Origin of the sequence: Candidatus Poriferisodalis sp. (genome assembly GCF_965215815.1) — a bacterium.
Classification (GTDB): domain Bacteria; phylum Actinomycetota; class Acidimicrobiia; order Acidimicrobiales; family Poriferisodalaceae; genus Poriferisodalis.
Genome location: NZ_CBDCEO010000013.1, coordinates 1,368,804 through 1,395,003 on the forward strand (window position 1 = coordinate 1,368,804; position 26,200 = coordinate 1,395,003).

Below are 26,200 nucleotides of genomic sequence, written 5' to 3' on the forward strand. Positions count from 1 at the left end.
ATGCCAACCGGACCTCCTGCGCCGACCGCCCCCAATTTCTCGGAACTTCCATTCAAACGAGTCGAAGCGACCGACCCCGACACCATCGAGGAAGACACAACTCGGGCGCAGACGCGAAAAGCCCCGGGGCGCAAACCCCGGGGCTCCTCGTTGTTGGTCTTCACCGACCCGGTGGGCAGGCCACCAATCGGTTCAGTTCAACTGTGCAGCTAGCTCTCCAGACCTAACTGTCGGAAGCCGGTTTTTCCGGAGCGTCGACGCTGCTGCTCACACGGATGCGATGCTGCGAAGCGGCGTTGTGCTTCTCATCCTCGTCCGTGTCCTCGTCGTCGGTGAACCCGACAGCTACCGCAGGCACTGCGTCAGCTGCCTCGTCCTCGTCCGTGTCTGCATCGTCGACGACTACATTGGCACCAGCCACAGTTGTGACGAGGTCACGGCTCATCGGCAGGTGCTTCACGTTCGTCGTCAACAGGCTGTACGTCGCCATCGTCGTCGGTATGGAGTTGTCAGGTACGTCGAGACCGCTCACGGTCAGCTCCGTGTCCTGATCGGAACTTGGCGTGGCAAGATCGAGGTTGAACCCGTTACTGCCGAACAACTCGCCCCGGTCAGGTGCAGTTCCACCGGCAGGCGTGTTCCGCTCGATGGTGTCTGCGAACACGTCGCCGAACAGCTGGGCGTCCAAGATCGCATCAACGAATCCGTTAAAGCGCACCTGGATCGCGACCCTGGTCGCACCGCCGCGCAACTTCGACGTGATCTGACGGTCCAAGGCACCGATCGGCATCTCATCGTTGACGTCTTTGCCGAGGCACGGATTGGCGCTGTCGGTGGTCGTGCCGTTCGTCGCGGTGAACATGGCAGCGAAAGCGCTGTTGTCGTGGAGTGCATCGACCAGGTCGTTGTACTTCGGCACGCCGTTGTTGAAGCGGACGCTCACGATCTTGTCACGGCTGTTCACCCTGACATCGATTTCGAGGTCCTTGTCCTTCTTCCAAGTGCTCGCCTTGTCGTACACGATCGACCAGTCGTTGCCGGCTGCACCAGCAGCAGCACCATCCGCGTTGGCAGCGATGCTGACAGAGGCATCGGCGCTGACAACATCGTCGTGAACGGTAACGGTTGCGTGGTCGCTGTGGTTCGGATTGCTCATGAGCACCGAGACGATCTTCGGGTTCTCCGGCGGCACGACCGCGGTGAGCGACACCGGACGGTTCTTGTTGCCTGCGGCATCTTCGAAGACGTTGCCCTTGACGGTGATGCGATCGCCCCTCTCCAAGACCTGATTGCTATCAAGGTCGATCGTGAAGCTCGTAGTGCCGTCGATGCTTTCGGTGAAGTCGGGGACCTCGTTGTCGCCGTCGGCGTCGAACGCGATGTCATCCTGATCGAAGGCCTCAGCTTGGGCCTCGTCGGGCACGTAGGAGATGGCGCTGCTGGACGGGTCGCTCACGCTCACCGTGAAGCTCTCCAAGCCGACGATCGCCTGAATGGTGACCACCGGACGGTCGCGGTCGACCGTTGCAGCGGGCACTGTCTTGGATGTCGGAGCAACCGTTCGCTGATCTTCTCTGTCGCCGAGCTTGATGCTCGAACTCTCCACCGAGACGGTGTCACCGGCCTTGAGCTCCACAGTGGCGGCATCGTCCAACGTCACCATGACAACCTTGCGGTTGCACTCGGTCGCCGATGAGGTGTGCACGACCGCGGCCGGATCCCTGGTGTCAGCGCCTAGACGTGCTGGCGCACCGTTCACATCGACGATGTCGCGGATCTTGTCGTCCAGTCCCTCAGGCGAGACGTTGTCGCTGAAGTGCAGGTAAAACGTCGCCCCTGGCGCCAGCGCAGCATCGGCATCGTCAGCGGAGCCGCTGATGCTCACCGTCAGCCCTCCGGCTGAAGCAGCAGCAGTCAACGCGGCTTCCATGACGCTGTCGCTCACGGCGGCAGTGCCGCCGATTGCCACGACGGCCATGTTGACCTTGTCGCCCTCCTCGTCTTCGACGGGTGTGGCCCTCAGGTAGTCACGCACTGATGCGGGCAGTGTGTCGCCCACGATCAGAATCGGGACCAGGTCGCCGTTGTTGGCATAGGTGCTCGACAGCACCGGTGCGGCGGTCACGCCGTCAGGCAGCGCATCGCGGTGCACCAGTGCCACGGTTTCGGTCGCCACCGGCGCCAGGTCGGCCTCGCAGTCACCAGTCATCAGCTCAGCAAGAGCCACCGACGTTGCTGCGGGGGTGTCGCCTGCGATGCGGTCCACGTTGTCCACGCCTGCGTCGGAGAGTGCGGCCTCGACCTCTTCAGAGATGCTGTCGGTGCCGCCGATGATGACGATCTGCTCGACATCCTCAGACTCGATGAAGTCGGTCGTGGCTGTGGGCAGCTCGTCGGCTGCGGTCATCAGCATCGGCAACTGCAGGCGGTGAGCGATCGGTCCGGCAATGACCGCGTTGATCAACTCTTCTGCGTTGCCGCTCACCAGGAGCGCTGCGACTTCGTCGCCGCCGCACCACGAGGCCGAGCCGCCGAGCTTTGAAGCAATGGCAGCAGCCGTGGCATACCGATCGGCACCCTCGATGCGGGACACCGTCGGTTCGTTGGCGAGGGCCTCCATGTCCTCGAGGACCGAGTCGGCAACAGCAGCGCTGCCGCCCAGGACGTAGATGTTGTCCACGCCGTAGTCCTCGATGAAATCGGCCACGCCTCCATGCAGGCTGTCAGACGGCGTCAGCATCACCGGCGCGTCCATGAAGCCTGCCAGGCCTGACACCGACACGGCGTCGACCAGCGTGTGGCCAGAAGCCACAAATGCGGTCGGGACACCGCCCAATCCGCCTCGTCCGGTCGCGAAGTTCTTCGCGAGGCTGAGCGCCGTGTCATAGCGGTCGCGGCCGCCGAACTCCCGGGCGTCAGGGACGCCGTCGTCGTTCGTGTCGACTAGCGCCTCGTTAGATGTGTTTGCGGCTTGGGCTGGGGAGCCTGCTACGACCGCCAGCACCGATGCCATCAGCATCGCCGCCAGGATCGCTGCGAGCGAGCGCCTGCCCCGCCGCTTGTGAGTAGTGTTCAAGGTTCTGTTGCTCCTTGTTCTGTACGACGGGGGGTTTTCCCGCTGTATGCAATGTCTAACCCTGAGACGCCGCAGTTTGTGACAGCGCCGACCGGAGAAAGGGTCCGACCCCAAGGTTTCCCCGGAGGCGGACCCAACCCATCGACCCAAGTGCTAGATCAGAAACAGTGTAACTGCGGGAAACGCCGCTCGATAGGGGGAATTTCCGCGGGCTGAAGCTGGATCGCAGGCGGGGCGGCGCGAAGCGACTCAGAGCACGCTGGGGATCAGGCCCAGGTGCGCCAAAAAGATCTCTGCCGCAACTGTCGCGCCGATGCCGACTACCCAGCGATGCTGCCGCTGTGGCGAGCTGGGCGGTGACGACGTGGGCCAGCGCAGTCTCCCGGTCAGCTCTCGACTTCGTCGACACGCAGATAGCGACGTGCGCGCGTTTTTCCGACCAGCCGAACCTTGCCGGTTGCAGCGAGTTCGTTGAGGACGTTGCGGGCTGCTGCCCGCTCCACGCCGACCAGCTTCGCCGCCTCGGCGGTGGACAGGCTGCCGACACGGTCAATTTCTTGTAGCAACCTGCTGCTGAGTTCGTAGACCTCGCCGCCTGCTGGCGCCCCGGCACGCCTGATGACACCGTCCGAAAGCTGGTACTGCGTGCCGCCCGCGCGCCCCACGCGTTTCACGAGACCCCGCAAGCGCATCTCATCGAGCAGGGAGTCCAGGTCGATGCTTGGGAGAATGTCACTGAGATGTCGCTTGGCAGCTTCACCGCGGCGTCGAAGCTCGACCAGCACTCGGCGCTCCTCAGCCGAACCGGGCCACGGATCGAGGGCGAGGAGCCACGCCTGCTCGTCGAGATCAACCAAGAATTGGTTACGCAGAGTCACAGTCACCGAATCAGCGGTGGCAGTGAACTCCGGGGGCAGCATCAGTCGTGCTTCCATCTCGTGATACATGCGGTCAACTCCCTCCCCGAACTCCTCCACTAGACCCATGCCGCGCAGTGTCCGCATCAACCGGCGATTGCGGCTGAAGTGCTCCTCGCGCATGTTGTCGACCGTGATGTGACCAGCGAGCGGGCCAGGGCTGCGAATCTCAATGCGGTCGTCCCACACGGTCACGTCGATGGTGGTCCCGACGAGGCCGTAGTCGCGGTGCGCGAGAGCGTTCAGCAGTGCCTCCCGCACCACAGCAAGCGGGTACTCCGGAATGGGCTCGCGAAACAGGCCAGACACCATCTCGTACGTGCGGGTGTGCTTGTCGATGAAATCGACACAGCACTCAATTGCGCCTTGCAGCGGTCCCCAGCATTCGTGACGGTCCGAGGCGGCACCGGCAATTGGGCCGATCCCTGATCGGCGCACGAGATGCACAGCGGCGCCGGCGACGAATTGGCGCGGGTCATGTGCGAACAGAATCGCCGCGGCGGTCGTCACCTCGACGTCGCTGCTCGTTGCGGCGCTGGGGGCTCGCTCTGCGAGGTGCAAGTCGACGAGTGCGTCGACGAGGCTTGTCGCGGCAACAGGAGGTCGCCGGTCGTAGGCCAGCGTGGAGTTGACGAGTTCGAGGTCGAAATCGGCGGGATTGAACCGGCGATTCAACTGTTCTTCTTCCGCCGAACGTCGAGACCGGTCTCGGACGAACGCGGCGAGCGCATCGCCCACTAGCGGCTGTGAGTCGCCGCCGACGCGGCGAAGAAGCCGTCCGTCGGGCGTAGTGACGATGCGGCCGCTGATCTGGGGGATCTCGACCGCGATCAGTTCGAACTCGTCGACGCGGAACGGCTTGAGCTCAACAGGGACGTTGCATTGGTTCGCGTAGCGGGTGATGCGGTTCTGAGTTCCCTGTCCCAACGGGCAACCGACGATCTGGCGCTTGTCGTCGGTGTCACTCACACCCAAGATCGCGAGACCGCCATCGGTCATCGCCATCGCGGGGAGCAATTCCTTGAAGCTGTCTCCAGGTCCGCCTTTGAAATCAAGCGTTGCGTGTCCGACCTCGCCGAACAGTTCCCAAAACTGACCGGCCGTGAGATCTTCGGGAATGTCGGCGAGCTGAAGCTGCGGCCGAGCCATGTCCACCACTCTAGCCAGCGAGGAGAAGATTTTACAATCTTCCCCACATAATCGCTGAATAGAAGATTTCTGAGAGAAGATTTTATAATGTTCTCTCAATACCTAGTATTTTCTGCTTTGTCGACGAAAGATTTCACAATCTTCCCTCCGCTGGGTGCCTCAAGCGGAGCGCCGGCGGCGTGGCGCCACGAAGTCGGCCCAGGCGGCCATGAGCTCTCGGCGCTGATCGAAGAGGTCGCCGCGGACGTAGGCGGCTTCGGTGCTGTTGCCCAGGACGTGCGCCAGTGCGGCTTCCCCGACGGCCCACGGCACCGTGGTGGCCTCGATGGCCCACGTCTTGAATGAGGAACGAAAGCCGTGGACGGTGCAGTCGATCCCGTTGGTGCGCAGCAGCTTCAGCAGCGTCTGCCAGCTCAGCGTCTGCCCGGGCTTGAGCGGTGACGGGAACACCAGGCGAGAAAAGCCGTCAAACCGGCGAGCTGCCTTGAGCACATCGAGCGCCTGGCGGCTCAGCGGCACACGATGCTCGACGCCGGACTTCATGCGTCCGGCGGGGATGCGCCATGCAGCTTCGGCTTCGTCGATCTCGGGCCACCGTGCGCCGCGCGCTTCGCTGGATCGGGTTGCGGTGAGTGCCACGAAGCGAAGGCACAGCTTCGCCGCGTCACAGGAGCTCGACTTGGCGATCACCTTGAGCGCTTCGGGGACGTCGCGGTAGTCGAGCGCGCGCTGGTGACTGCGCACACGCGGCATGCGAGGGAGCGCGGCGTCGATGCCGTCGCCGGCTGCGTTCGAGGCAATGTGCTCGTTCAGCGCCATCGCGTAGGAGAGCACCGTGCGGATGCGTTGGCGCACCCGGCGGGCCGTCTCGGGCTTTTCGTGCCAGATGGGATGCAGGACGGCGAGCACATCGGCTCGCGTGATGCGGTCGACGGGCAAGTGCAGGAGGGGCCCGGCATGGCGGTGCAGCGAGTCGATCCATTCCTGCGCGTGGCGGGCGCTGCGCCAGCGCGGCTCGTTCAGTGCGTGCACGGCGGCTGCAGCTTCGGCGAACGTCGGCACGCCGAAAATGCTGGTGCTGCGGCTGTTGCTGCGGATGTGCGGGGCGTCATCGCGCCCGGCCTCTGCCCGGTCGGCGGCCTCGGCTCGCAGCTCAGCGGCTAGCCGGCGGGCGTCACCGAGGCTGACCCGGGGGTACGGCCCAAGCCCGACGTCGCGGCGCTTGCCGTCAACCGTGACCCGTACCACCCACGAGCGGCGGCCCGAGGGCTTGACATTGAGCGTGAGCCCGCCGCCGTCAGCGTGTTTTCCCGGAGGGGCAGCTTCGACCTCCGAAGTAGTGAGTCGCTCGGCTGGTGCCACGTAGTCGCCCCAATTATTCCCCGCATCGATCCCCCAAGAACTACGGGCTTTTGGGGCCTCTCGGGGGAACAATCACGCAATAACTATGGGTTTTCTGCCCATCTGACCTGTGCTTTTGGGCCTCTCGTTCCATGAAATGACGCAGGAGGGTACAGAACAAGGAGAAATGGAACCTTGAACACTCGAACGAGGCGGCGGGGCAGGCGCTCTTTCGCAGCGATCTTGGCGGCGATGCTTATGGCATCGGTGCTTGCGGTCGTTGCGGGTTCCCCAGCCCAAGCCGCAAACACATCTTCCGAAGTAGTAACGGCAGATGGAGATCGTGAGTTTGGCGGTCGTGACCGCTATGACACCGCGCTCCGTCTCGCCAAGAACTTCGCTACAGCCAAGGGCGGCCTCGGGAATATCCCGACGGCGTTCGTGGCTTCGGGCTACACGCTGGTCGACGCCGTCTCGGTGTCGGGCCTGGCGGGCTACCTGGACGCGCCAATCATGTTGACGCCGTCCGACAGCTTGCACGGCGGCGTGGCTGACTTCATTGAGGACTACGGCGTAGACACCATCTACGTCCTGGGCGGCAGCGCAGCTATCGCCGACTCGGTCCTCGAAGACATGGAGGCCCTTGCCAACGAGCCGACGGTCTCCCGCATTGAGGGTGCCGATCGCTACGCAACGGCTGCTGCTGTTGCTGCCAAGCTGGGCGGCGGCGCTGCCTGGTGCGGCGGCGAGGACGCTGCAGCCATCCTGGTGAACGGCGGCGACATGTCGCTGGCCGATGCCATGATGGTCGGCCCGATTGCCAACCGCCTGCAGTTGCCGGTGCTGATGACCGCAGCCGATGAGCTGCCTTCAGCAACCGCTGACTTCATCGAGGGCGATGACATCGAGCACGTCATCATCGTGGGCGGCACTGACGCCGTCTCCGAGGATGTCGAGGGTGCGCTGACTGATGCAGGCGTCGACACTGTCGACCGCATCGCAGGCGACACCCCGGCAGGCACCTCGGTGGCGCTGGCTGAGCTCGGCTTCAACGGCTGCTCGGACGACCTCGATCCGGTCTCGGGCGACACTGTGGCGCTGGTGCACCGCGATGCGCTGCCTGACGGCGTTGCGGCTTCCCCGGTGCTGGCGAACACCTTCGCCGACGGCTCTCTGGTCCCGATCTTGGTGGTTGGCGACACGCTGCCCGCCTCGGTCCGCGACTACCTGGCCGCCATACCGGACGAAGACGCCGGCGGGAACAAGGTCAACCTCAAGATCGTGGCGATCGGCGGCACCGCTGCCGTGAGTGCGAGCGTGATGGATGCTGCGCTTGCCGCAGCGTCCTCGGCTGATGCCCTGACGGTTCAAATCGGTGCCAATACCGACAAGAACGATGACGGTGAGGTTGACCTCAAGGACCTGCCAGCACCCACTGACACGGCCGTGAGGCTGTACTTCAGTGACGACGTCATTGCTGAGGACACCCAGCTTGAAGGCAAGATCCGCGACGCCGTCGAGCTGAACGGTGCGCCCGCACGGCTCGCCGAAACCAACGAAGTGGATCACGCCGGTGCGGATGACGATTGCAATCCCGACCAAGTGACGGTGACCTTCGCGAGTGAGCTGAAGGCAGGCGACACCGTGTCGGTGGTTGGCGGCTTCAAGCTTGGCGCTGCTGGCGACCAGCGGTCTGTCGGTTCAGCGTCGTACACGGTTCCGGCTCCGACTCCGGACCGGACCCGTCCGACGATCAGCGTGATCATGATCGCTGGCCGCATGACGGCTGAGGTGACCATTTCCGAACCGGACGATGCGGTCCTCAACGAGGACGACATCACGGTCAGGAGTGCCACTACTGGTCAGGATGTGCAGTCCGTTGACGAAACCTCGGGCATCATCACGTTCGCTTCGGCGCTCGTGGCTGGCGATCGCATCACGGTCGCAAGCGGTGCCGCTGAGGACGCTGCGCAAAACAAGAGCCTGCAGCGCTCGTTCACGGCGATCTCTCCGCACAAGAGCCCACGGATCACCTCGGTGCTGATGAGCAACCTGAAGCACAGCGCTCAGGCCACTGCCAACGTTCCCGCAGGCATCGCTTCGGACGACATCTCGATCACTGCCAAGGCAGATGGCGCTGCGGCCGGTGCGGCCGGCAACGCCTGGTCCGTGGTGTTCGACGTGGCGAGCACGTGGGAGTCCGACGCTGAGGCTGCGGTCGACATCGACGTCCGGGTCAACAGCCGTGACCGAGCTGTGTTCGTCCGCTTCAACACGGGCAACGCCAAGTACGGCGACCTGAAGGATGCGCTCGAGGGCAACAGCGCCTTCAACGCAATGTTCGACGTGAAGCTGCCGGCCAACGCCGCTGGTGGCTGCGGGGCAACCCTGAACACCGCGCTGGGGCTCGGCAACGACGACAGGCAGGTCACCACTGGCCTTCTGCTCGGCGGCGTGACCGAGGTTGCGATTGAAGTCCGCTTCAACGGCTACATCGAGTCCGTCGACCACGACCAGTTGCTCATCGACATCCTTGATTACACGGTCACTCGTACGGATGCTGCGGACACCGCAGCTGTCCGGACAGCGCTTGACCTGAGTACTGCACCGACGGTGAGCTTCCCGACAACGACCGTGCGCTACGAGGCAACGACACAGGCGGGAGCCGCTGCGGCGAGCTTCCTTCCGCAGGTGCGTGACCTCGTGAACACGGCGGCTGGTGCCGACGCCATCAACGACGACTCGGCTACGACCGACGTCGACGAGGCGAAGGATGCCGTTGCGCAGGTTGCCGGCGGCTACGCCGACGACGTTGGGACGACTGCTGCGAACGAGGACAAGAACGGTGCCTCGCAGGTTCGCATCGGCCGGAGCAGCGGAGTCAAGGAGCCTGCTGCCTGAGAGCAAGCTGCACAGTTGACCTGAACCGGCTGGTGGCCTGCCCACCCAGTCGGAACAGCCAAAACTGAGAAGGAGCCCCGGGGTTTCGGCCCTGGGGCTCCTCGCGTCTGCGCCCGATCCCACGCTGCCCCAGGGGACCGATCGGCTGCTGCGCTGCGGGTTGGACGCCATGGGCGGCCTGAGGGCCGCCTGAGAGCCGCAGGACGGCCGCTGAGCGTCCGCCGGGCTTGCCGGGGTGGAAGACCGTCTCGCTCAGGTGCGCTTGCGCCGGGGTGCGGCGAAGTCGGCCCAGGCTGCCATGAGCTTGCGACGCTGGTCGAAGAGGTCGCCGCGGACGTACGCGGCTTCTGTGCTATTACCCACGACGTGCGCCAGCGCAGCCTCTCCGACGGCCCAAGGCGTCGAAGTTGCCTCTATTGTCCAGGTCTTGAACGAGGAGCGAAATCCATGAACGGTGCAGTCAAGTTCGTTGGTGCGCAGCAGTTTCAGCAGCGTCTGCCAGCTCAGCGGATATCCGGGCTTGAGCGGTGAGGGAAACACCAGGTTGGAACCGTCTTCGAGATGGCGCGCCGCCTCGACCACCTCGAGCGCTTGGCGGCTCAGCGGGATGCGGTGCTCGATGCCGGACTTCATGCGCTCACCAGGAATGCGCCACGCTGCGTCGCATACCTCAATTTCATGCCAACAGGTGCCGCGGGCTTCGCCTGAGCGGACCGCTGTCAGCACCAGGAACCGCAGGCACAGCTTCGCGGCGTCACTGGCGCTGGAAGCGGCTATCGCCCTGAGCGCTGCGGGCACGTCGCGATAGTGCAGCGCCCGCTGATGGTTGCGGACCCTCGGCATGGGCGGCAGTGCTGCATCGATCCCGTCGCCGGCGGCGTTCGAGACGATGTGCTCGTGCAGCGCCATGGCGTAGGCGAGCACCATGCGGACTCGCTGACGCACCCGGCGGGCCATTGCGGGCTTGTCGTGCCAGATGGGGTGCAGCACCCCCAGCACGTCGGCTCGTGTGATGCGATCGACGGGCACATGTTGCAGCGGTGCCGCGTGGCGGCGCAGCGAGTCGAGCCATTCGTGGGCGTGGCGCTCGTTGCGCCAGCGCGGCTCGTTCAGCGCGTGCACCGCGGCGGCTGCCTCAGCGAACGTCGGCACGTCTCCTAAGCGCTGCGACGGCGAATCGGCGCCGCAGCTGTCGGCTTCGGCCCGCAGCTCGGTGGCTTTCAGGCGGGCGTCATCGAGACTGACGCCCGGATAGGCGCCGAGCCCGATGTCGCGGCGTTTGCCGTCAACGGTGAGCCGTGCAACCCACGAGCGGCGACCCGTCGGCTTGACCACGAGCGTGAGCCCGCCGCCGTCGGCGTGTTTGCCGGCGGGTGCGTCCTCGATCTGCGTTGCAGTGAGTCGCTGGGCCTGTGCCATTGGGTTGCCCTTCCTGTTCCCCGCTCCGTGCCCCCAGGACTAATGGGAACGCACAGCACTCAGGGGAACGAACCGGCGCGAACTATCGGTTCTGCTGCCTTGTGACCTGCGGCTTTAGGACTGTCAGTTCACCAAATGACGCAGAAACATGCTGAACAAGGAGAAACAGAACCTTGAACACTCGAACGAAGCGGCGGGGCAGGCGCTCCCTCGCAGCGATCTTTGCGGCGATGCTCATGGCATCGGTGCTTGCGGTCGTAGCGGGTTCCCCAGCCCAAGCCGCAAACACATCCGGCGAGGCGCTCGTCGACACGAACGACGACGGCGTCCCTGACGCCCGTGAGTTCGGCGGTCGTGACCGCTACGACACAGCGCTTCGCCTTGCGACAAATCTCGGCAAGTCCAAGGGACTTGGCAATGTGCCGGTGGCTTTCGTCGCTTCGGGCGACACGCTGGTCGACTCCGTTTCGGTGTCGGGTCTTGCGGGCTTCTTGGACGCGCCAGTGATGCTGACGCCGACTGAGAGCTTGCACGGCGGCGTGGCTGACTTCATCGAGGACTACGGCGTGGACACCATCTACGTCCTGGGCGGCAGCGCTGCTATCGCCGACTCGGTCCTCGAAGACATCGAGGCCCTTGCCAACGAGCCGACGGTCACCCGCATCGAGGGTGCCGACCGGTACGCAACGGCTGCTGCGGTTGCTGCCGAGCTGGGCGGCGGCGCTGCCTGGTGCGGCGGCGAGGACATCGCGGCCCTCTTGGTGAACGGCGGCGATGTTTCGCTTGCCGAGGCCATGATGGTCGGCCCGATCGCCCATCGCCTGCAGCTGCCGGTGCTGCTGACCGCAGCCGATGAGCTGCCGTCAGCCACCGCTGACTTCATCGAGGCTGAGGACATCGAGCACGTTGTGATCGTGGGCGGCACCGACGCCGTCTCTGAGGACGTTGCCAATGCCGTAAGCGATGCCGGTGTCGACACCGTCGATCGCATCGCCGGCGACACGGCTGCTGCTACTTCGGTGGCGCTGGCTGGGTTGCTGACTGGCGACTGCAAGGACGACCTTGCGCCTGTGTCGGCTGACACGGTGGCGCTGGTGCATCGCGATGCGCTGCCTGACGGCGTAGCAGCAGCACCGGTGCTGGCCAGCAGCTACGACGGTGGCGACTTGGTCCCGATCCTGGTGGTCGGCGACACCCTGCCCGCTTCGGTGCGCGACTACCTGGCTGCAACGCCGGAGACTGTCGGCGGCAACAAGCTGAACCTGAGCATCGTGGCAATCGGCGGCACTGCGGCCGTGAGCTCGAGCGTGATGGACGCTGCGGTTGCAGCGGCAGCTTCGGCTGACGCCCTGACGGTGCAGATCGGCACAGGCGGAACCGGCGCGGAGGACGAAAACCTCGACATCAACGAGGACACGAAGGTCGACGGTAACGACGCTCCGCAGGTTGACGACACCATGGTGCGCCTGTACTTCAGCGACAACGTCGAAGGTAACGACGACACGACACAGGACGTTGATGAGCTTGAGAACGCGATCCGCGACATTCTCGAGATCAACGGGGTTCCTGCACGACTGTCTGCTGCTACGCAAAACCCGGGCGACAACGCTGCGTGTGATGCGGACGTAGTGACAGTCACGCTTTCCAGTGCGTTGAAGGCTGGCGACACGATCTCGATCGTGGGCGGCGCAAAGCTCGGTTCCAGTGCTGACAAGCGTGCGGTCGGCGGGGCATCAGTGACGGTTGCTGCAAAGCCGGCTGACAGGACACGCCCGTCCGTGAGCGTCATCCTGATCGCTGGCCAGCAGAATGGCTTTGTGTCGATCACCGACAACGGCAAGCCGTTCACTGCGGAGATCTCAGCTGCGAATGTCACGGTCCGCTTGGGCACTGCAGCTACTCGTCCCCTCGGGGCTTACACAGATTCGACAGGCGATTCTGTCGCGGCGGCAGGCGACATCACTGAGGGCAACATCGAGTTGGATGGGGCTGCGAGGTTCGCGGCCAATGACCGTGTGACCATCGCGGCAGGTGCCGTCGAAGACGGGGCCAAGAACAAGAGCCTGCAGCGTTCGTTCACGGCGATCAAGGCGCAGGCGAGCCCGCGGATCACTTCGGTCCTGATGAGCAACCTGAACCATGGCATTCAAACCGCTCAAGCAATGATTACGGTCCCGACGGTCCTCACCGGAGGCACCGCAGCGGTTCCGCCGGTTGCGGATGACGCACCGGACATTCGGATCATTGCGAAGAGCGACGGTGCCGCTGCCGGCGCGGCCGGCAATGACTGGACGCTCACGTTCGACAGGGCCAGCACGTACAACCCGGAGAAGGACCTCGACATCGATGTCCGAGTCAACAGCCGTGACAAGTCGGTGTTCGTGCGGTTCAACAACGGCAAGGCCAAGCTGGCTGATCTGCAGGCTGCGCTTGAGGCCAACAGCGCCTTCAGTGCGATGTTCCTGGTCAAGGTTGACGCTGAGGTTGCATCACTGGAGGGCGGTGCTTGCGGCAAGCCCGCCAACACCGAGCTCGCGATCCCAACACTTGCACGTGGAGCCGAAGCGTCGACTGTCAAGCTGGCAGGCGGCGTAACCAAGGCTGCGATTCAGGTCACGTTCAACGCGTACATCAGCGCAGCCGACGATGGCAACCTGCTGGCCGACATCCTGGCGGCCACCGCCGAGCGTGTCAAGACCACGGACCCGGTTGAGTCCTTGGAAGTTGCGATCGGCCGAGTCCAAGGCGCTCTTGCGCTCACCAACCCCAGCAGGGCTGCCGAAGGCAACGTCAGCGTCAGCTTCCCGGGCACCAAGGTCACGTACACCTTGACCACCAGCTCGGCGGCGATGCTGCCGCAGGTGCGTGATCTCGTGATGACCACGGGCGTCGCTTTGACGAACCTCGACACGACCGACCACGACGACGCTGTGGACGTCGCTACCGGTTACGCCGAAGACGTCACAACGGGTACGAACCCCGGGAACGTCAACGAGAACAAGAACGGAGCCTCAACGGTCCGTATCTCTCGCAGCAGCAGCGTCAAGGCTCCCCAGTAGGAGCTAGCTGCACAGTTGAACTGAACCGATTGGTGGCCTGCCCACCCAGTCGGGAAAGCCAAAACTGAGAAGGAGCCCCGGGGTTACGGCCCCGGGGCTCCTCGCGTTCTCGCCTCTACGCTTGGCTGCGTGAGCAGACCGACGAGCCGCTGGCGGAGTACCTGATGTCGTACCTGGCGCCCGCGCCGCTGTCGGACTTGGTGACCAAGGAACATCTCTCCGTAGTGCTGTCAGCCGAGTTGTCGCGTTGTGCCACCAAAGAAGAGATGCAAGCTGGCTTTGACAAGCTGGCTGCCCAGCGCGAGGCCGACCGTGCGGACGCCGCCCAGCAGCGCAAGGCGGACCGCAGGTGGGTGACCGCAGCGGCTGTGTTCATCGCCGTGGAGATCGCAGCCGTCGAGGCGGGCTGGCTGAGCCGGCTCACCGACCTGTTCACCTGAACCGCGCATCAGGCCCCTGGGCTCTTCGCGTCTCCGCCCGCCAATTCAGCGCAGCCCCTCTGATCAGCCGACCGAGGCTGGGTGCGTCTTCGATACAAATTCGACAGAGCTCTGCCCGTGCGGAGAACTACGTTGGACCTTCACTAGTGGTTCGTCTGTGAAATGGTCGGGGCGCGTATGGTGGTGGCATGACTGCTGGATTTGTCGTGTCGGAGGCTGATCGTTCGTCGTTGGAGCGGGTGGCGCGTTCGGTGAGCGAGCCGTGGCGGCGGGTGCGTCCGGCGAGAGCGCTGCTGGCGTTGGCGGACGGCGGTTCGGTGCGCGGCGTTGCTCGGGCGATGGGGGCGCACCAGGACACGGTTCGCCGCTGGCGTGACCAGTTCGGGGTCTTGGGTGTGGACGGTCTGGGTGTGGTGGCGCCGGGGCGGGGCCGCAAGCCCAGCGTGCCCGCAGCGGTGACCGAGGCGATCGTGGCCGACACGCTGTGCGCCGAGCCGCCCGACGCGGCGGCGTGCTGGTCGACGCGTCAGATGGCGGCCCGTCACGGGGTGGGCAAGGACTTCGTCGCCCAGGTGTGGCGCGAGCGGGGGCTGCGCCCGTGGCTCGCCGACGTGTTCAAGGTGTCCGCCGACCCTGACTTCGAGGCCAAGCTCGCCGACGTGATCGGGCTGTACGTGGACCCGCCAGAGCGCGCTGTGGTGTTCAGCTTCGACGAGAAGACCCAGATCCAGGCGCTCGACCGCACCCAGCCGTCGCTGCCGATGCGCCCGGGCCGCAACCGCACCCTGACCCACGACTACAAGAGAAACGGCACCATCGACCTGTTCGCCGCGCTCAACGTCGCCACCGGCGAGGTCCTCACCCAGACCCGCAAGCGCCACACAGGAAACGACGTGCTCGCGTTCTTCAAGTGGATCGACCTGCACACCCCGCGCCATCTCGACGTCCACGTCATCTTGGACAACCTCTCCGCCCACAAGTCCGAGCCCGTGCGCACATGGCTCTCCCACCCCCGCCGCAAGCGCTGGCACCTGCACTTCACACCCACCAGCAGCAGCTGGGCGAACCTCGTCGAAGGCTGGTTCTCGATCCTGACCCGCAAAGCCCTCAAGACGCGAGCGTTCACATCAGTCGAACATCTCAAAGACGTCATCGAGCACTGGGCCGCGCACTGGAACCACGACCCCCAGCCGCTCACATGGACCAAGACCGCCGACCAGATCATCGCCAAAGTCAAACGAGCCCGAACCGCCCTAAACAAAACCGCGACACACCACTAGTTGATGGTCTGGAGAGCCGTGGCCGAGCAAGACACACAGCGTTCGGAGTTCTCGCCGTTAGCCGATCCCGCTAGGCCTACCGAGAGTGCCGATCTGTCGGCGCTGAAGGGTCTCGTGCTGGAGGCGTTCAGCAAGGCTGCGCAGCAACGGCGAACCGAGTGGTACCGGATGCATGGAACCGTGCTCAAGAACCGGTTGCTGGATCTCACCGGACGTGCTTTTTCCGAAGCAGATTTCGGCAAGCGAAAGTTCATCGACGTTGTGCAACTGCTCGACGATGTCGTCTCCGTGGACCTGACTGTGCGGCCCTTCATCGTTGAGTTGCTCGAACCGCACCGTTCTCAAGTCGGCAGTTCTGTTGCGTCGGCTGTTGAGCGCTGGATTCGGCCGGATCTGTGGCGGGCCATCGTCGACTACAGCAGCGATGGGACTTGGCTGTGGCGTCCATCGAAGGGCACGGTGATCAATTCAGAAGAGCGCGCTCGTGATGATGACGGACTTCCGTTGCCCACCTTGGACCCGGCGCTGCTTGAAACATGGCGGGCAGAGTTTGCGAGCGCTTGTCGAGCCGATCTCGACGACGCCGAACGGCGACAAATCGAGGAGTGGTCGGTGAACGGCCTGCGTGCTTCTGCGCTCCCCAAACGTCTTGTTGCCAATTGGAATGCACTCGTGCGCACAAGGGTTGAACAACGACTTGTCGAATTCTTCGATGAGCACCAATTGGCGCCTCCGTCCGACTTGGTGAACTGGACCGAGCCGCAGCGTCCGGCCAACGAACTCCGATCGTTTGTCTCGCGCTGCATCGGCATCATGAGCGACTCAGAACTCAGGGAACTCCAGATTCCGGCCCATGTCGCGATGCGTGTGCGTCGGTGAGCGCCAGTTCGAAGCGACGGCGAAAAAGGAGGGCGGTCGCGAAACGAGAGTCCGCTAACGCGGTCGATCAAGACGCGCCCAGGAGTCCCTTGGTTTGGCTCGTGAGAGCCCCTGCAGGCTCGTCGGGCGTGCCATTCCCAGTTGGCCTCTGCGAGGCCGTCGGCGAGCGAGGCTGGAGTATGTTCCATACCCGCTGCGTTCGTCTCGCCGTCACCAAGGGCCACGACACGGGCAGGTTGGTGAATCTGCTCGAACGCCGGTCGGCAAGTCGTCTCTATTCGGACCTGCACCGTGGCCCGGTTGCAGTCTTGTTTGAGGCCCCGAGTTGGGTGCGCACTTCACCGGGCGATGACGTCGAGCGCAAGCGAATGGTCTCCATCGGCCAATTCTGCAAGTACAAGGCATTCTCGATGAGTCTGGAGGACAACCGGGCCGGTGAATGGGAATCAATGTTCGATGACTGGCTCAACACCGTCAGCTGCGACGGGCCACGCGACCCGCGGATACTCCCTTTCCACATCTTTGAAGCGCAGCAACGCAGAAGAAGGGCACTCAGGCTTGACGACGCCTCTGAGCGGAAGCGATTCCGGGAACTGCACATGCGCGACGGAGAGCTGGAGGATGCAAGCAAGCGCCGATGGCGGGCAGCCGAACCCAACGCGCGACACGGCCGTGATCCTCAATTCGTCCGCAATCTGGAATTGCCCCTCGGGTTTCACTGGGACGTGCGCAAATTCAACGGAACCAGAATCGAGACGCCGATGTCCGTCTGGAAGGTTGACCGTGGCGGGCACATCAACGCGTACGCCGACGGCCACATACGTCCGGGCACAAGCTGTCGTTCGATCTGGGCCGACAAGCAGAGCAAGTCCGCAGACGAAGCCGACCGTCGGAAATCCAGCGCCTAAGTTCTAATTCCCGGCCTTTTGGCCGGGAATTTAGAGAATTCACGCGAGGTCTTTGCCATGGATCGTGACTGTGGGCAAGAGTCCAGCTGCGTAAAGGAGACTCTGTCAGTCTCGCCTCGCACATATGGGGCAGCTGGCCCGTCTTACCTCCACTTTCGCATAACTGGCGCCCGGTACGTAGCTAGCGACCGGATGCCCCCCTTGGCCTTGTGGACCTTGGATCACCGCTGAGGTTAGCAGCGAGCCTGTCCGCTGCCTAGTGGCTATGCGTGAGGCAATGAGAAGCACATGGCCGAGCCGAGCGTCACATCACCAGCAGAACCGCGCACGGCGCCCAAGTGCGACAAAGCCCATTCTCTCGCTCTTGCTGACCCACTAGTTGGGAGTCAGCTGCACGGTTGATCTGAACCGGCTGTTGGCCTGCCCACCCAGTTTGAGGTCTTTGATGGCTTGCTCGACGCGGGCGTGGGCGCGGTATGCGGCGTCGGCTGTTTCGGCGTCGAGGTCGGTGTCGGTCACGAACGTGTGGTGCCGCCAGTGGGGGAACATCTCGGCTTGGCCGCCGACCAGGCGGGTGCGGCGCACCACCAGCCGCACTGTGCGCTTGGGCTTGCGGGCGGGCCGCCGTGCGCTGGTGAGCTCGGTGGCAGCGACCTGGGCCTCGCCGTCGCTGGTGTAGCCGATCGGCGTCCAGGCCTGCTCGTCGATGGCGCCCACAGCGGCTTTGACGCTGGGGTTGTGGGGGACAGCGACCAAGAACCTCACGCCGAGCGCGTCGAGCTTGTCGATCAGGTCCCAGCTGAAGAACCCCGCATCGGCGCGCAGTGTCAGCGCTGCGCGGGGCGCCAAGCGGCGCACCCGGGCGAGCGTCTCCGCGGCGAACCGCACCTGGCCCCGCTGGGAGGACCCCTTGCGCATCCGGGAGTGAACGATCTCGCCGGTGTCGTCGCGCACCGCCACCAGCGGGTGATAGCCCAGCTTGCCGCCGTGCCCGTACGCGGCGCCGCCCTTGGCGTCGCTGTGAACCTCGCAGATCGTGGAGTCGATGTCGACCGTGATCCGCCCGGCGGCAGGCACGACACCGACCAGCTCGAACTCGCGACCCTGGGCTGGGTGCACTGGTTCAACGAACAGCGGCTCCATGGCCACTGCGACGACACCCCGCCCGCAGAATTCGAAGCAGCGTTCTACGCTGCCCACAAGACCACCCCAGCCGGGGCTGGAAAACCAAACCACTGAGTCTCCAACAAAGCCAGAGCGGTTCAGTCTCAGTACATGTTCTGGTGCGAGTTTGGGTATGGGTTTATAGTGTCTGGCAGATGGGCTACACGCGCGAGGTGTACGCGAACGCGCCTCTGGTGTTCGTCACCTGTGAAATCCGGTTCCCGCTAGTGCCGAGTTTGACGGACGATGACACCTTGAACTGTCTGGTGGAGCAGTTCTCTGAGTCGTTGCCCATACCCGCTACGACCACCGTCGAATGGGCTGGCGATGACACGGACGACGGCGATGAGACCCAGCGCTTGCTGCGGTTCTCAGACCGTGAACGGATGTCCTCGGTTGTACTCACTCGGACGTCGCTGGCGATCGAGACCACCGCGTACAGCGAGTGGCCAGAGTTTCGATCCTCGATTGTGCATGCAATCGATGTCGTTGCCAGCAGTGCGCGAGTGGCCGGTGTCGAGCGCGTCGGCCTGCGGTATATCGATGAGATCCGCGTTCCCGAACCCATCGAGGATGCGTCCCAATGGAGCGACTGGATCGCTGCCGATGTCCTCAGCCACTTGAAGATGGCACCTGACATGTCACCCGCCGGCTTCACGACCGCGGCCGTACTTCACGATGGCAACCACCACATGCTGGTCCGGTATGCCGCGATGGTCGGTTCGGGAGTCGTTGGGGACAAGCCATTGCGCCGTCGAACGCAACCACCCGAGGGCCCTTTCTTCGTCATTGACGTCGACTCGTATCGCGACACCAGCGGCTCCAAGATGATCGACTTCGACACCGGACCGGTCGCTGCCGTGCTCGACGATCTGCACGAGCCGATAGGAAAACTGTTCCAGTGCTCGATAACTGATCGTGCGCGGGAACTGTTCCGGGAGGAGCCATGACGCTCATCACCGATCAGACCTCCGCGAAGTCGCGGCAGCTCGGCTCGGGCCTCATGCCCGAGATCGGCACGGCTTCCGCATCCGCGGCAATTGCAGACCTGAATGAGTCCTACTCGGCATGTACGAACTGGACATGGGTGAGTTCAGCGCGGTTCGTCAGCGTGCGTAAAGCGCGCAGCCAACGTGCACCACGGTTGCCCGTGCTGAGCCTTCTGACAAACAAGAAGGCACAGGGCGGAAGCGAATCGCTCCTAGAGGAGCTGGCAGTGGATCGCGGCCTTGGCTGGACGGACGTCGCGCGGCTGTGCGGAGTTTCGATCTCGGCGGTACGCAAGTGGCGATCCGGGGGTGCGCTCGCGCCTGAGCGCTTGCGGTCGTTGAGCAAACTGGCTGCGTTCTTGGAGATCCTCTCGGAGGTCGGGCCAATCGATGATCCAGTCGGCTGGCTGATGATGCCGCTCGTCGAGCAGCACACCATCACAGCCGCCGGGATCTACCGCGCTGGGCACGACGAAGACATCCTCGAGCACGCGCAGGGCAATCTGACTGTTGAAGAGCTCCTGGACCGCTGGAATTCCACTTGGCGAACGGACACACGCTCGGATTGGATGGTCGTTGAGCGCCCTGATGGTGAGCGAGTGATCACCCGACGTAGTTAACGGAGACGCGTTGAGCGAACTCGATGAGCCCGAGGATCCTTCTGACGTCTGGTACGCCTGCCCACCCGATGAGGTGCCCACCCACCGGATGCTCATGCAGGGTGATGTCGTGCTGCTCGACTCGGGCCCTGTGTGCGTCGTGTCTCACGCATGTTCGATGCGGCGGGGGGTACAGCTTCATCCAACGCAAATCGTTGCGCCCGTACATGAACGGCCGAACACACTCTGGCGCGGCGACTATGACTGGATGCCGTTGCCGGAGCTGGCGATGGCTGAGTTTCGTGCCGTCTCCGCGAATCTTCGGGAGTTGAGCAGCGTAGAGACCGCCGACCTGGAGGCGGGTCACCGCGTAGCGGCGATGTCCGAAGTCGGAATACAGCTGCTGCAGCAGCGAATGGCACACCACCTCACGCGCGTCGTGATCGAATTGACCACGCTCGAAGAACACTCAGCACCGGTTCTCATGGAGGTAAATCTGCACGAAGAATGGATTGAAGCCTTGGGTGAGAACAGTGAGCAAGACTTCGGAGCATTCCTGGATGCAGACGATCGCCGGCTGAGAAAGTTGATGTTGGAGTCGCAATCCCGATTCAGGGCCCAGTCCTTGATTCGTCAAGAAATTAGGCATCGGCGTAATGCGCCGGACCCCGAATGAGCCCTATGTCGCCTCATCTAACGACCCTTCGCGTCGTGCATGTCCGAGGCGAGCTTCGTCCTGGCGCTCGTTGCCTTGTTCTTCACGCTGAACGGCTACGCACTCGTCGGTCGATGGATCATGGGCAGCCGAGCAATGGTGGCCTTGAGGCGCCGGCGGCTCATTTGGTCGACGACTAGTCCGAGCTGTCGGCGGCCATGAGATCCTGCCCAGTGGCGGCCATGTAGGTGCCCGCTGGGGGCCAACGGTTCTGCCCGGCGGCGGCCAACAGGACTGCCCGCGTTGAAGTCCATTTTCCGTCGGGGTCCACCGCGGCGGGGTGCTCCTCCTACTCGAATGGCCGGTCACGACAACGGTGACCGTCGAGTTGGAGGAGCGAGTGAAGTCTCGCGAGGAAATCATGAACATGTTGGAAGCGTTCGACCTGGCTGGGTCGTTGCGTGGCGCCGGTGAGCTGGCCGGGGTGTCTCATCACACTGTGGCCCGTTATGTCGCTGAGCGCGATGCCGGCGAGTTGGCCGGCGACGGGCCGCGGCGCAGGGGGCGGATCATCGATCCGTTCTTGGCGAAGATCGAGGAGTGGGTCGAGCGGTCGCACGCCAAGATCCGCGCCGATCGTTGCCACGACAAGTTGAAGGCGTTGGGGTTCGAGGGTTCGGCCCGGACGGTGCGTCGGGCGGTGGCGGAGGTGAAGGCCAACCATCGCCGTGGTCGGCGGCGGGTGTATCGGCTGTGGATCGGCGAGCCTGGGATGTGGGCGCAGTGGGACTGGGGCACCGGTGCGGTCATCGCGGGCCGAAGGACGAATCTGTTTTGTGCGTGGTTGGCGTGGTCGAGGTTCCGGGTGGTGGTGCCGTGTTGGGATCGCAGGTTGGCGACGGTGATCGGCTGTGTCGACCGGGCGATGAGGGCCTTGGGTGGTGCACCGACGTATTGGTTGACCGACAACGAGCGCACCGTCACGATCGACCACGTCGCGGGGGTGCCGGTCAGGCATCCGGAGATGGTCGCGATCGGCGGCCGCTACGGGATCACGATCGCGACGTGTGTGCCGGCGGACCCCGAGTCCAAGGGCGGGTCAGAGGCGACGGTGCGGGTCGCCAAGGCCGACTTGGTGCCCACCGACGCGAACCTGCGCGGCGACTGCACCAGCTGGGCCGAGCTGGTCGATGCGTGCGAGGCGTGGATGGCCGAGGTCAACGGCCGTGAGCATCGGGTGACCCGGCGGGCACCGGTCGAGATGGTCCTCGAGGAGCAGCAGCGGCTGCATCGCCTGCCCGAGGCCCCATACACGGCGGTGTTCGGGGAGACCCGGAAAGTCTCTTGGAGCTCCACGATCAGCTTCGGCGGCGTGACCTGCTCGGTCCCGCACACGTTGGCCGATGAGACGGTGTGGGTGCGTGTGGACGGTGACCAGGTCGTCGTGACGCACTGCGCACCGTCAGGCCCGATCGAGGTTGCCCGCCACCAGCGTTCGACGCCTGGGCATCCGATGATCGACGACGCCCACTACCCGCCGCGCCCGGCTGGGCCGCTGGGGCGGCGTCCGAAACCGACGAGCGCGGCCGAGGCCGAGTTCGGCGCCATCGGAGACGGCGCCCGCACCTGGCTCGTTGAAGCAGCTGCTGCGGGCACGACCCGCATGAAGGTCAAGATGGCCCAAGCCGTCACCCTTGCCCGACTGCACGGCGCCGAGCGGCTTGACGGGGCGCTCGGTGCCGCCGCGATGTTCGGCCGCTTCGCAGACGGCGACCTGGCCTCGATCCTGGCCGCTGACCCGCCCGGACAGCGCCGACGCGCCGATGACGTGCACTCGCTGCAGCCCGGCACCGCCGCCTGGGGTCGCCTCGGAGGCGACCGATGAACCCAGCGCCGATCGACGAGGTCGTCGACCTGTTGCGCACCCTGCGCCTGCCCCACATGCGCGCCGCAGCACCGGAGTTGTTGGCCACCGCCAAAGCACAACGCTGGGAACCGGCCGAAGCGATGCGCGCACTGCTCACCGAGGAGCTCGCCGGCCGTCAAGCATCCTCAATCCGGGCCCGGCGCAAAGCGGCCGGGTTCCCCACCGGCAAGACCTTCGACGCCTGGGACGGAACCGTCAGCTCGATCCCGGCGCCGACCCAGCGGGCGCTGCGCACCCTCGAATGGATCCACCGCCACGAGAACCTCGTCGTGTGCGGACCATCAGGCACCGCCAAGACCCACTTTCTTGAAGCGCTCGGCCAGGCCGCCGTCGATGCCGGCCACAAAGTGTCCTGGTTCAGTCTCGAGCACCTCGGCGCGCTCGTGCGCCGCCACAGCGCCGACGACACCGCCGCCAAAGCGATCCGGCGGATCATGCGCGCCGACGTCATCGTGATCGACGACATCGGCCTGCTCCCCGTCGCCACCGAGACCGCCGAAGCGCTCTGCCGCGTCGTCGACGCTGCCTATGAGAAACACTCCATCGCCCTGTCGAGCAACCTTCACCCCGCCGGGTTCGACGAACTCATGCCCAAGACCATCGCAAACGCCACCGTCGACCGGCTCCTGCACCACGCCCACATCGTCATCACCGCCGGCGACAGCATCCGCCTCACCCAAGCCACCGCCGGCAAGGGGGTGACGCCACCGGCCAACTGACCCACGGGCACAACACCTGGCCACCACCGGGCAGTTCTGTTGGCCACCAACGGGCAGTTCTACTGTCCGCCACTGGGCAGATCCCACTGGCCATTGACATCAACCACAACCCCGATGAAAAATCAGGGCTAGTGGCCCTAGCCCGTCTGCTGAAGCTGGGTGCGGGTCGTTGGCGAGGCGACATGCGGCGAACTGCCTTCGTCTGGTGGCATGCTTCCTAGGTATGGTGCCCGATCACAGCCAAGAGCGGCAAAACATGGCGTACGCGCTGCGCACACCACGCGGGTGGTACAACGCCACTCGCTCAGCGCAGCTATCCGGGATCCCTCGCCCGACGCTGTACGAGTGGCGGCGCAGCGAGACATTCTTGGGTGACTACCCGAGAGCTTCCCCTCAAGCATGGTCGTACCGCGACTTAGTGCTTCTGCGTCTGCTTGCGTGGTTGCGGCAAGGGAAGATGCGGCGCGACCTCGCTGCCAAAAAGATCACGAATGTCAGGCGACATCTCGCCGAAGGGCAAGACATCCGACAAATCCGCGCCACGCGATACGACCTGATCATGGATGGCAGCCCAAACGCCGACATTCGCGATGACAGAAACAACCTGCTCCCGTCCAGCGCTTTTCTCGACTTGATGAGAGTATTTGATCTACACGAACCGATTGACGAGTTACAATGGCGCGGGCAAAAGACTGTTTGGGCACCTGATCTGGTCAGGCCATCAAGTCATACACGTATTGTCCCGTGGGTCATGTCTGGGGATCCGTGCGTCGCTAGGAGTCGTATACCGACAAGCTCTCTATACGCTCTATCGACCGAGAGGCTCCTTCCAGTAGGCCACATCGTTGCGCTCTACCCGGGCACTACAGCCACATCGGTGAAGGACGCCATAGACCTTGAAACGCGGCTTCGAAGACGAGATGCCCTCGCGTCCGCCATCTAAGTTCCGTTTACTACTCGACCAAGGATTCCCTAAGACTCCTTTGTCGATGATTGAGGCGCTCGATCAAAGCGTCGATGTAACACATCTGTATGACCTCGACAGGGACCTTTCGATGAGTAGTACACCTGATTGGTACCTGTACTTAGTAGCATCACAGCACAATTTTGCAGCATTCGTGACTCGCGATAAATCCCAATCCAACCAAGCCGAGGAAATGCTCGTTCTCTCTAGACTGCCAACGCTGTCAGTCGTAACTTGGAACGAAGGCATCGAAGACCCGATTCGTGAATGGGGGCAACTCTTGGCGTACCTGCCAGCCGTACGGAAACAATGCGACCTAAAAGGTGGCCGCATGATTGTGCTCCCAAAACCACGTATGTCTAAAAATAGCTTTATTGATCCGGTGGACATGCTCGGCAAGAAGGCGAGCAAGCAGAAGGTCTCACTTGCGCAAATCCGCCATGAAGCGCACCGAGGAATCGAATACTGGGCGCGCCACGAGCGTTCTGACGATTCGGCTACGCAAGCGTTTGTCGATGATCTTCTCTGAAGATTCACCTACAACCTTGAATGGCGCGACGTTTGTGTCTCCACACTGGTATATATGAGTGTCGTTACACTCCCCGGAACGGCAACGCGTCGGCTGATCTGCCCATCGGAGCAGGTCGCGTCTCCGCTGCTGACTGTTCCGGTCTTTGCCCTTTCGGTTGTCGATGCTGGGCAAGCTCTATCGGTGGTTGCGACTGAGTCGAGTGCAGGTGTCGGCTGCTGATGTCCAGTGGTGGAGTCGGCGGGGCATGTGGTTGAGGTTGTCCTCGATGACCGAGAGCCGCAGTTGTGCGATGTCGAGGCTGGTGCCTTTGGGGAGCCATCGGCGCAGCAGCGCGTTGGTCTGCTCGTTGGTGGGTCGCTGCCACGGCGAGCGCGGCTCGCAGAAGAACGCCTCGATGCCGAGCGCGGCTTCGATGTCGGCCCCGCGGGCCACCTCGCGGCCTTGGTCCCAGGTGAGGCTGCGCACGAGCGCGGCGGGCTGGCGGCCCAGCGCCGCGGTGACCGCGGCGGCGACCTGCGGCGCGTCGTAGCCGTCGGGCAGCGCGGCAGTCAAGCAGTAGCGGCTGGTGCGCTCGGCGAGGGTGACCGCGGCGGTGCGGTTCGCTTTGCCGACGATGAGGTCGCGGTCCCAGTGGCCTGGCTGCGAGCGGTCCTCGACGTCGTCGGGCCGGTCGGCCAACCGCCGGTATTCCCCCAGCGGGCCGGGCTTTTGGGCCTGCGCGACGCTGCGCGGCCGACGGCGCCGGCAACGCCGCGGCAGCTTGTCCCAGGAGCCGGCGGGCAGGCCGCTGCGCGCGTCGTTCGCGTAGCACGCCCGGTAGATGGTCTCCGCGCACACGCTCATGCCCGCCTCGCGCAGGTCCGCCGCCGCGGCGTGCGGGGACCAACGCAGCTTCAAGCGCTCATTGACCGCAGCGGCCAGCACCGGATCGACCGCCAGCTTGGAGACCCGAACGCGTCGCGCCCTCGCGCATGCCGACGCGTGCGCCGAGCGGGCGTCATAGCCCGCCCACCCGGCGCAGCGGGCCAGCTCGCGATGCACCGTGGACCGATCACGGCCCAGCCGCCGCGCTACGTCCGCGACGCTGCGGCCCGCCCCGAGCGACGACTCGATGAACACCCGCTCATCCAAACTCAGCCTCGCTGCCATACTGGACACCTCCATCGGTCGGCTGCATGTGTTGGCAACGGTCATCATGACCGTTCACTTGCAACCACCGATGGAGTTCGCTCACCCTTAGGAGAGCCCCAAACTATGGGCTCCACTTCTGAAAGGGGGTACT

General features: G+C 64.2%; 19 protein-coding genes. 12 read left to right on the forward strand and 7 right to left on the reverse strand.

Annotated elements, in window-relative coordinates; all coding sequences use genetic code 11:
- Positions 1 to 223: 223 nt before the first annotated feature.
- The 3 genes from ACOOHB_RS16325 to ACOOHB_RS16335 form a co-directional block, all read right to left on the reverse strand.
- Positions 224 to 3,076, reverse strand: coding sequence for a cell wall-binding repeat-containing protein (locus ACOOHB_RS16325; RefSeq protein ID WP_420445862.1), 2,853 nt, complete (start codon positions 3,074 to 3,076; stop codon positions 224 to 226).
- A 386-nt stretch (positions 3,077 to 3,462) separates the two neighbouring features.
- Entirely contained in the window at positions 3,463 to 5,142 is a 1,680-nt protein-coding gene (locus tag ACOOHB_RS16330) for an ATP-binding protein (protein WP_420445863.1), read from the reverse strand.
- Between the two features lie 159 nt (positions 5,143 to 5,301).
- A complete protein-coding gene (locus ACOOHB_RS16335) occupies positions 5,302 to 6,504 on the reverse strand; it encodes a tyrosine-type recombinase/integrase (RefSeq protein ID WP_420445864.1) in 1,203 nt (400 codons plus the stop codon).
- 231 nt (positions 6,505 to 6,735) lie between these two features.
- On the opposite strand from ACOOHB_RS16335, the gene ACOOHB_RS16340 reads away from it, so the two are divergent.
- On the forward strand, positions 6,736 to 9,384 hold the full coding sequence (locus ACOOHB_RS16340; RefSeq protein WP_420445865.1) for a cell wall-binding repeat-containing protein: 2,649 nt from the start codon (positions 6,736 to 6,738) through the stop codon (positions 9,382 to 9,384).
- A gap of 252 nt (positions 9,385 to 9,636) precedes the next feature.
- Here the strand turns inward: ACOOHB_RS16340 and ACOOHB_RS16345 are convergent, their stop codons facing one another.
- Positions 9,637 to 10,803 (reverse strand): tyrosine-type recombinase/integrase, encoded by a 1,167-nt coding sequence (locus tag ACOOHB_RS16345; RefSeq protein WP_420445866.1) that lies wholly within the window; start codon positions 10,801 to 10,803, stop codon positions 9,637 to 9,639.
- Between the two features lie 173 nt (positions 10,804 to 10,976).
- On the opposite strand from ACOOHB_RS16345, the gene ACOOHB_RS16350 reads away from it, so the two are divergent.
- The 5 genes from ACOOHB_RS16350 (at position 10,977) to ACOOHB_RS16370 (ending at position 17,369) form a co-directional block, all read left to right on the forward strand.
- Complete coding sequence (locus ACOOHB_RS16350; protein ID WP_420445867.1) at positions 10,977 to 13,862, forward strand: cell wall-binding repeat-containing protein; 2,886 nt, start codon at positions 10,977 to 10,979, stop codon at positions 13,860 to 13,862.
- Between the two features lie 164 nt (positions 13,863 to 14,026).
- Positions 14,027 to 14,302, forward strand: coding sequence for a hypothetical protein (locus tag ACOOHB_RS16355; RefSeq protein WP_420445868.1), 276 nt, complete (start codon positions 14,027 to 14,029; stop codon positions 14,300 to 14,302).
- A 188-nt stretch (positions 14,303 to 14,490) separates the two neighbouring features.
- Entirely contained in the window at positions 14,491 to 15,582 is a 1,092-nt protein-coding gene (locus ACOOHB_RS16360; protein ID WP_420444154.1) for an IS630 family transposase, read from the forward strand.
- Between the two features lie 18 nt (positions 15,583 to 15,600).
- Positions 15,601 to 16,461, forward strand: a complete 861-nt coding sequence (locus tag ACOOHB_RS16365) for a hypothetical protein (RefSeq protein ID WP_420445869.1) — start codon at positions 15,601 to 15,603, stop codon at positions 16,459 to 16,461.
- A gap of 128 nt (positions 16,462 to 16,589) precedes the next feature.
- Positions 16,590 to 17,369: a hypothetical protein gene (locus tag ACOOHB_RS16370; protein WP_420445870.1), complete on the forward strand. Its 780-nt coding sequence runs from the start codon at positions 16,590 to 16,592 to the stop codon at positions 17,367 to 17,369.
- Between the two features lie 375 nt (positions 17,370 to 17,744).
- On the opposite strand, the gene ACOOHB_RS16375 is transcribed toward ACOOHB_RS16370, so the two are convergent.
- The gene (locus ACOOHB_RS16375; protein WP_420445871.1) at positions 17,745 to 18,512 is read right to left on the reverse strand and encodes a transposase; all 768 of its coding nucleotides are present in this window, start codon (positions 18,510 to 18,512) and stop codon (positions 17,745 to 17,747) included.
- Between the two features lie 176 nt (positions 18,513 to 18,688).
- Here ACOOHB_RS16375 and ACOOHB_RS16380 point away from each other — a divergent pair, with 176 nt between their 5' ends.
- The 3 genes from ACOOHB_RS16380 (at position 18,689) to ACOOHB_RS16390 (ending at position 20,797) form a co-directional block, all read left to right on the forward strand.
- Positions 18,689 to 19,483: a TIGR04255 family protein gene (locus ACOOHB_RS16380; RefSeq protein WP_420445872.1), complete on the forward strand. Its 795-nt coding sequence runs from the start codon at positions 18,689 to 18,691 to the stop codon at positions 19,481 to 19,483.
- The gene (locus ACOOHB_RS16385) at positions 19,480 to 20,142 is read left to right on the forward strand and encodes a helix-turn-helix domain-containing protein (protein WP_420445873.1); all 663 of its coding nucleotides are present in this window, start codon (positions 19,480 to 19,482) and stop codon (positions 20,140 to 20,142) included. The genes ACOOHB_RS16380 and ACOOHB_RS16385 overlap by 4 nt, the downstream gene beginning before the upstream one ends.
- A gap of 247 nt (positions 20,143 to 20,389) precedes the next feature.
- A complete protein-coding gene (locus ACOOHB_RS16390) occupies positions 20,390 to 20,797 on the forward strand; it encodes a hypothetical protein (RefSeq protein WP_420445874.1) in 408 nt (135 codons plus the stop codon).
- Between the two features lie 175 nt (positions 20,798 to 20,972).
- On the opposite strand, the gene ACOOHB_RS16395 is transcribed toward ACOOHB_RS16390, so the two are convergent.
- Entirely contained in the window at positions 20,973 to 21,107 is a 135-nt protein-coding gene (locus ACOOHB_RS16395) for a hypothetical protein (protein ID WP_420445875.1), read from the reverse strand.
- Between the two features lie 69 nt (positions 21,108 to 21,176).
- Here ACOOHB_RS16395 and istA point away from each other — a divergent pair, with 69 nt between their 5' ends.
- From istA to ACOOHB_RS16410, 3 genes are all read left to right on the forward strand, one after another.
- The gene (gene istA, locus ACOOHB_RS16400; RefSeq protein WP_420446925.1) at positions 21,177 to 22,661 is read left to right on the forward strand and encodes an IS21 family transposase; all 1,485 of its coding nucleotides are present in this window, start codon (positions 21,177 to 21,179) and stop codon (positions 22,659 to 22,661) included.
- The gene (gene istB, locus ACOOHB_RS16405; RefSeq protein ID WP_420445876.1) at positions 22,658 to 23,422 is read left to right on the forward strand and encodes an IS21-like element helper ATPase IstB; all 765 of its coding nucleotides are present in this window, start codon (positions 22,658 to 22,660) and stop codon (positions 23,420 to 23,422) included. Before istA ends, istB begins: the two co-directional genes overlap by 4 nt.
- An 896-nt stretch (positions 23,423 to 24,318) precedes the next feature.
- Complete coding sequence (locus tag ACOOHB_RS16410; RefSeq protein WP_420445877.1) at positions 24,319 to 24,915, forward strand: hypothetical protein; 597 nt, start codon at positions 24,319 to 24,321, stop codon at positions 24,913 to 24,915.
- A 177-nt stretch (positions 24,916 to 25,092) separates the two neighbouring features.
- Here the strand turns inward: ACOOHB_RS16410 and ACOOHB_RS16415 are convergent, their stop codons facing one another.
- Positions 25,093 to 26,067 carry an IS30 family transposase gene (locus tag ACOOHB_RS16415; RefSeq protein WP_420445878.1) on the reverse strand — a complete coding sequence of 325 codons (975 nt, stop codon included), beginning with the start codon at positions 26,065 to 26,067 and terminating at the stop codon, positions 25,093 to 25,095.
- Positions 26,068 to 26,200: the final 133 nt, after the last annotated feature.

Bases quoted from the DNA above. Each gene is read 5' to 3' on its own strand.
- ACOOHB_RS16375 (WP_420445871.1), bottom strand. From the start codon at position 18,512: ATGGAGCCGCTGTTCGTTGAACCAGTGCACCCAGCCCAGGGTCGCGAG.
- ACOOHB_RS16380 (WP_420445872.1), top strand. From the start codon at position 18,689: ATGGGCTACACGCGCGAGGTGTACGCGAACGCGCCTCTGGTGTTCGTC.
- ACOOHB_RS16340 (WP_420445865.1), top strand. From the start codon at position 6,736: ATGCTTATGGCATCGGTGCTTGCGGTCGTTGCGGGTTCCCCAGCCCAA.
- ACOOHB_RS16355 (WP_420445868.1), top strand. From the start codon at position 14,027: ATGTCGTACCTGGCGCCCGCGCCGCTGTCGGACTTGGTGACCAAGGAA.
- ACOOHB_RS16415 (WP_420445878.1), bottom strand. From the start codon at position 26,067: ATGGCAGCGAGGCTGAGTTTGGATGAGCGGGTGTTCATCGAGTCGTCG.
- ACOOHB_RS16360 (WP_420444154.1), top strand. From the start codon at position 14,491: ATGACTGCTGGATTTGTCGTGTCGGAGGCTGATCGTTCGTCGTTGGAG.
- istB (WP_420445876.1), top strand. From the start codon at position 22,658: ATGAACCCAGCGCCGATCGACGAGGTCGTCGACCTGTTGCGCACCCTG.
- ACOOHB_RS16345 (WP_420445866.1), bottom strand. From the start codon at position 10,803: ATGGCACAGGCCCAGCGACTCACTGCAACGCAGATCGAGGACGCACCC.
- ACOOHB_RS16330 (WP_420445863.1), bottom strand. From the start codon at position 5,142: ATGGCTCGGCCGCAGCTTCAGCTCGCCGACATTCCCGAAGATCTCACG.
- ACOOHB_RS16390 (WP_420445874.1), top strand. From the start codon at position 20,390: ATGCCGTTGCCGGAGCTGGCGATGGCTGAGTTTCGTGCCGTCTCCGCG.
- ACOOHB_RS16385 (WP_420445873.1), top strand. From the start codon at position 19,480: ATGACGCTCATCACCGATCAGACCTCCGCGAAGTCGCGGCAGCTCGGC.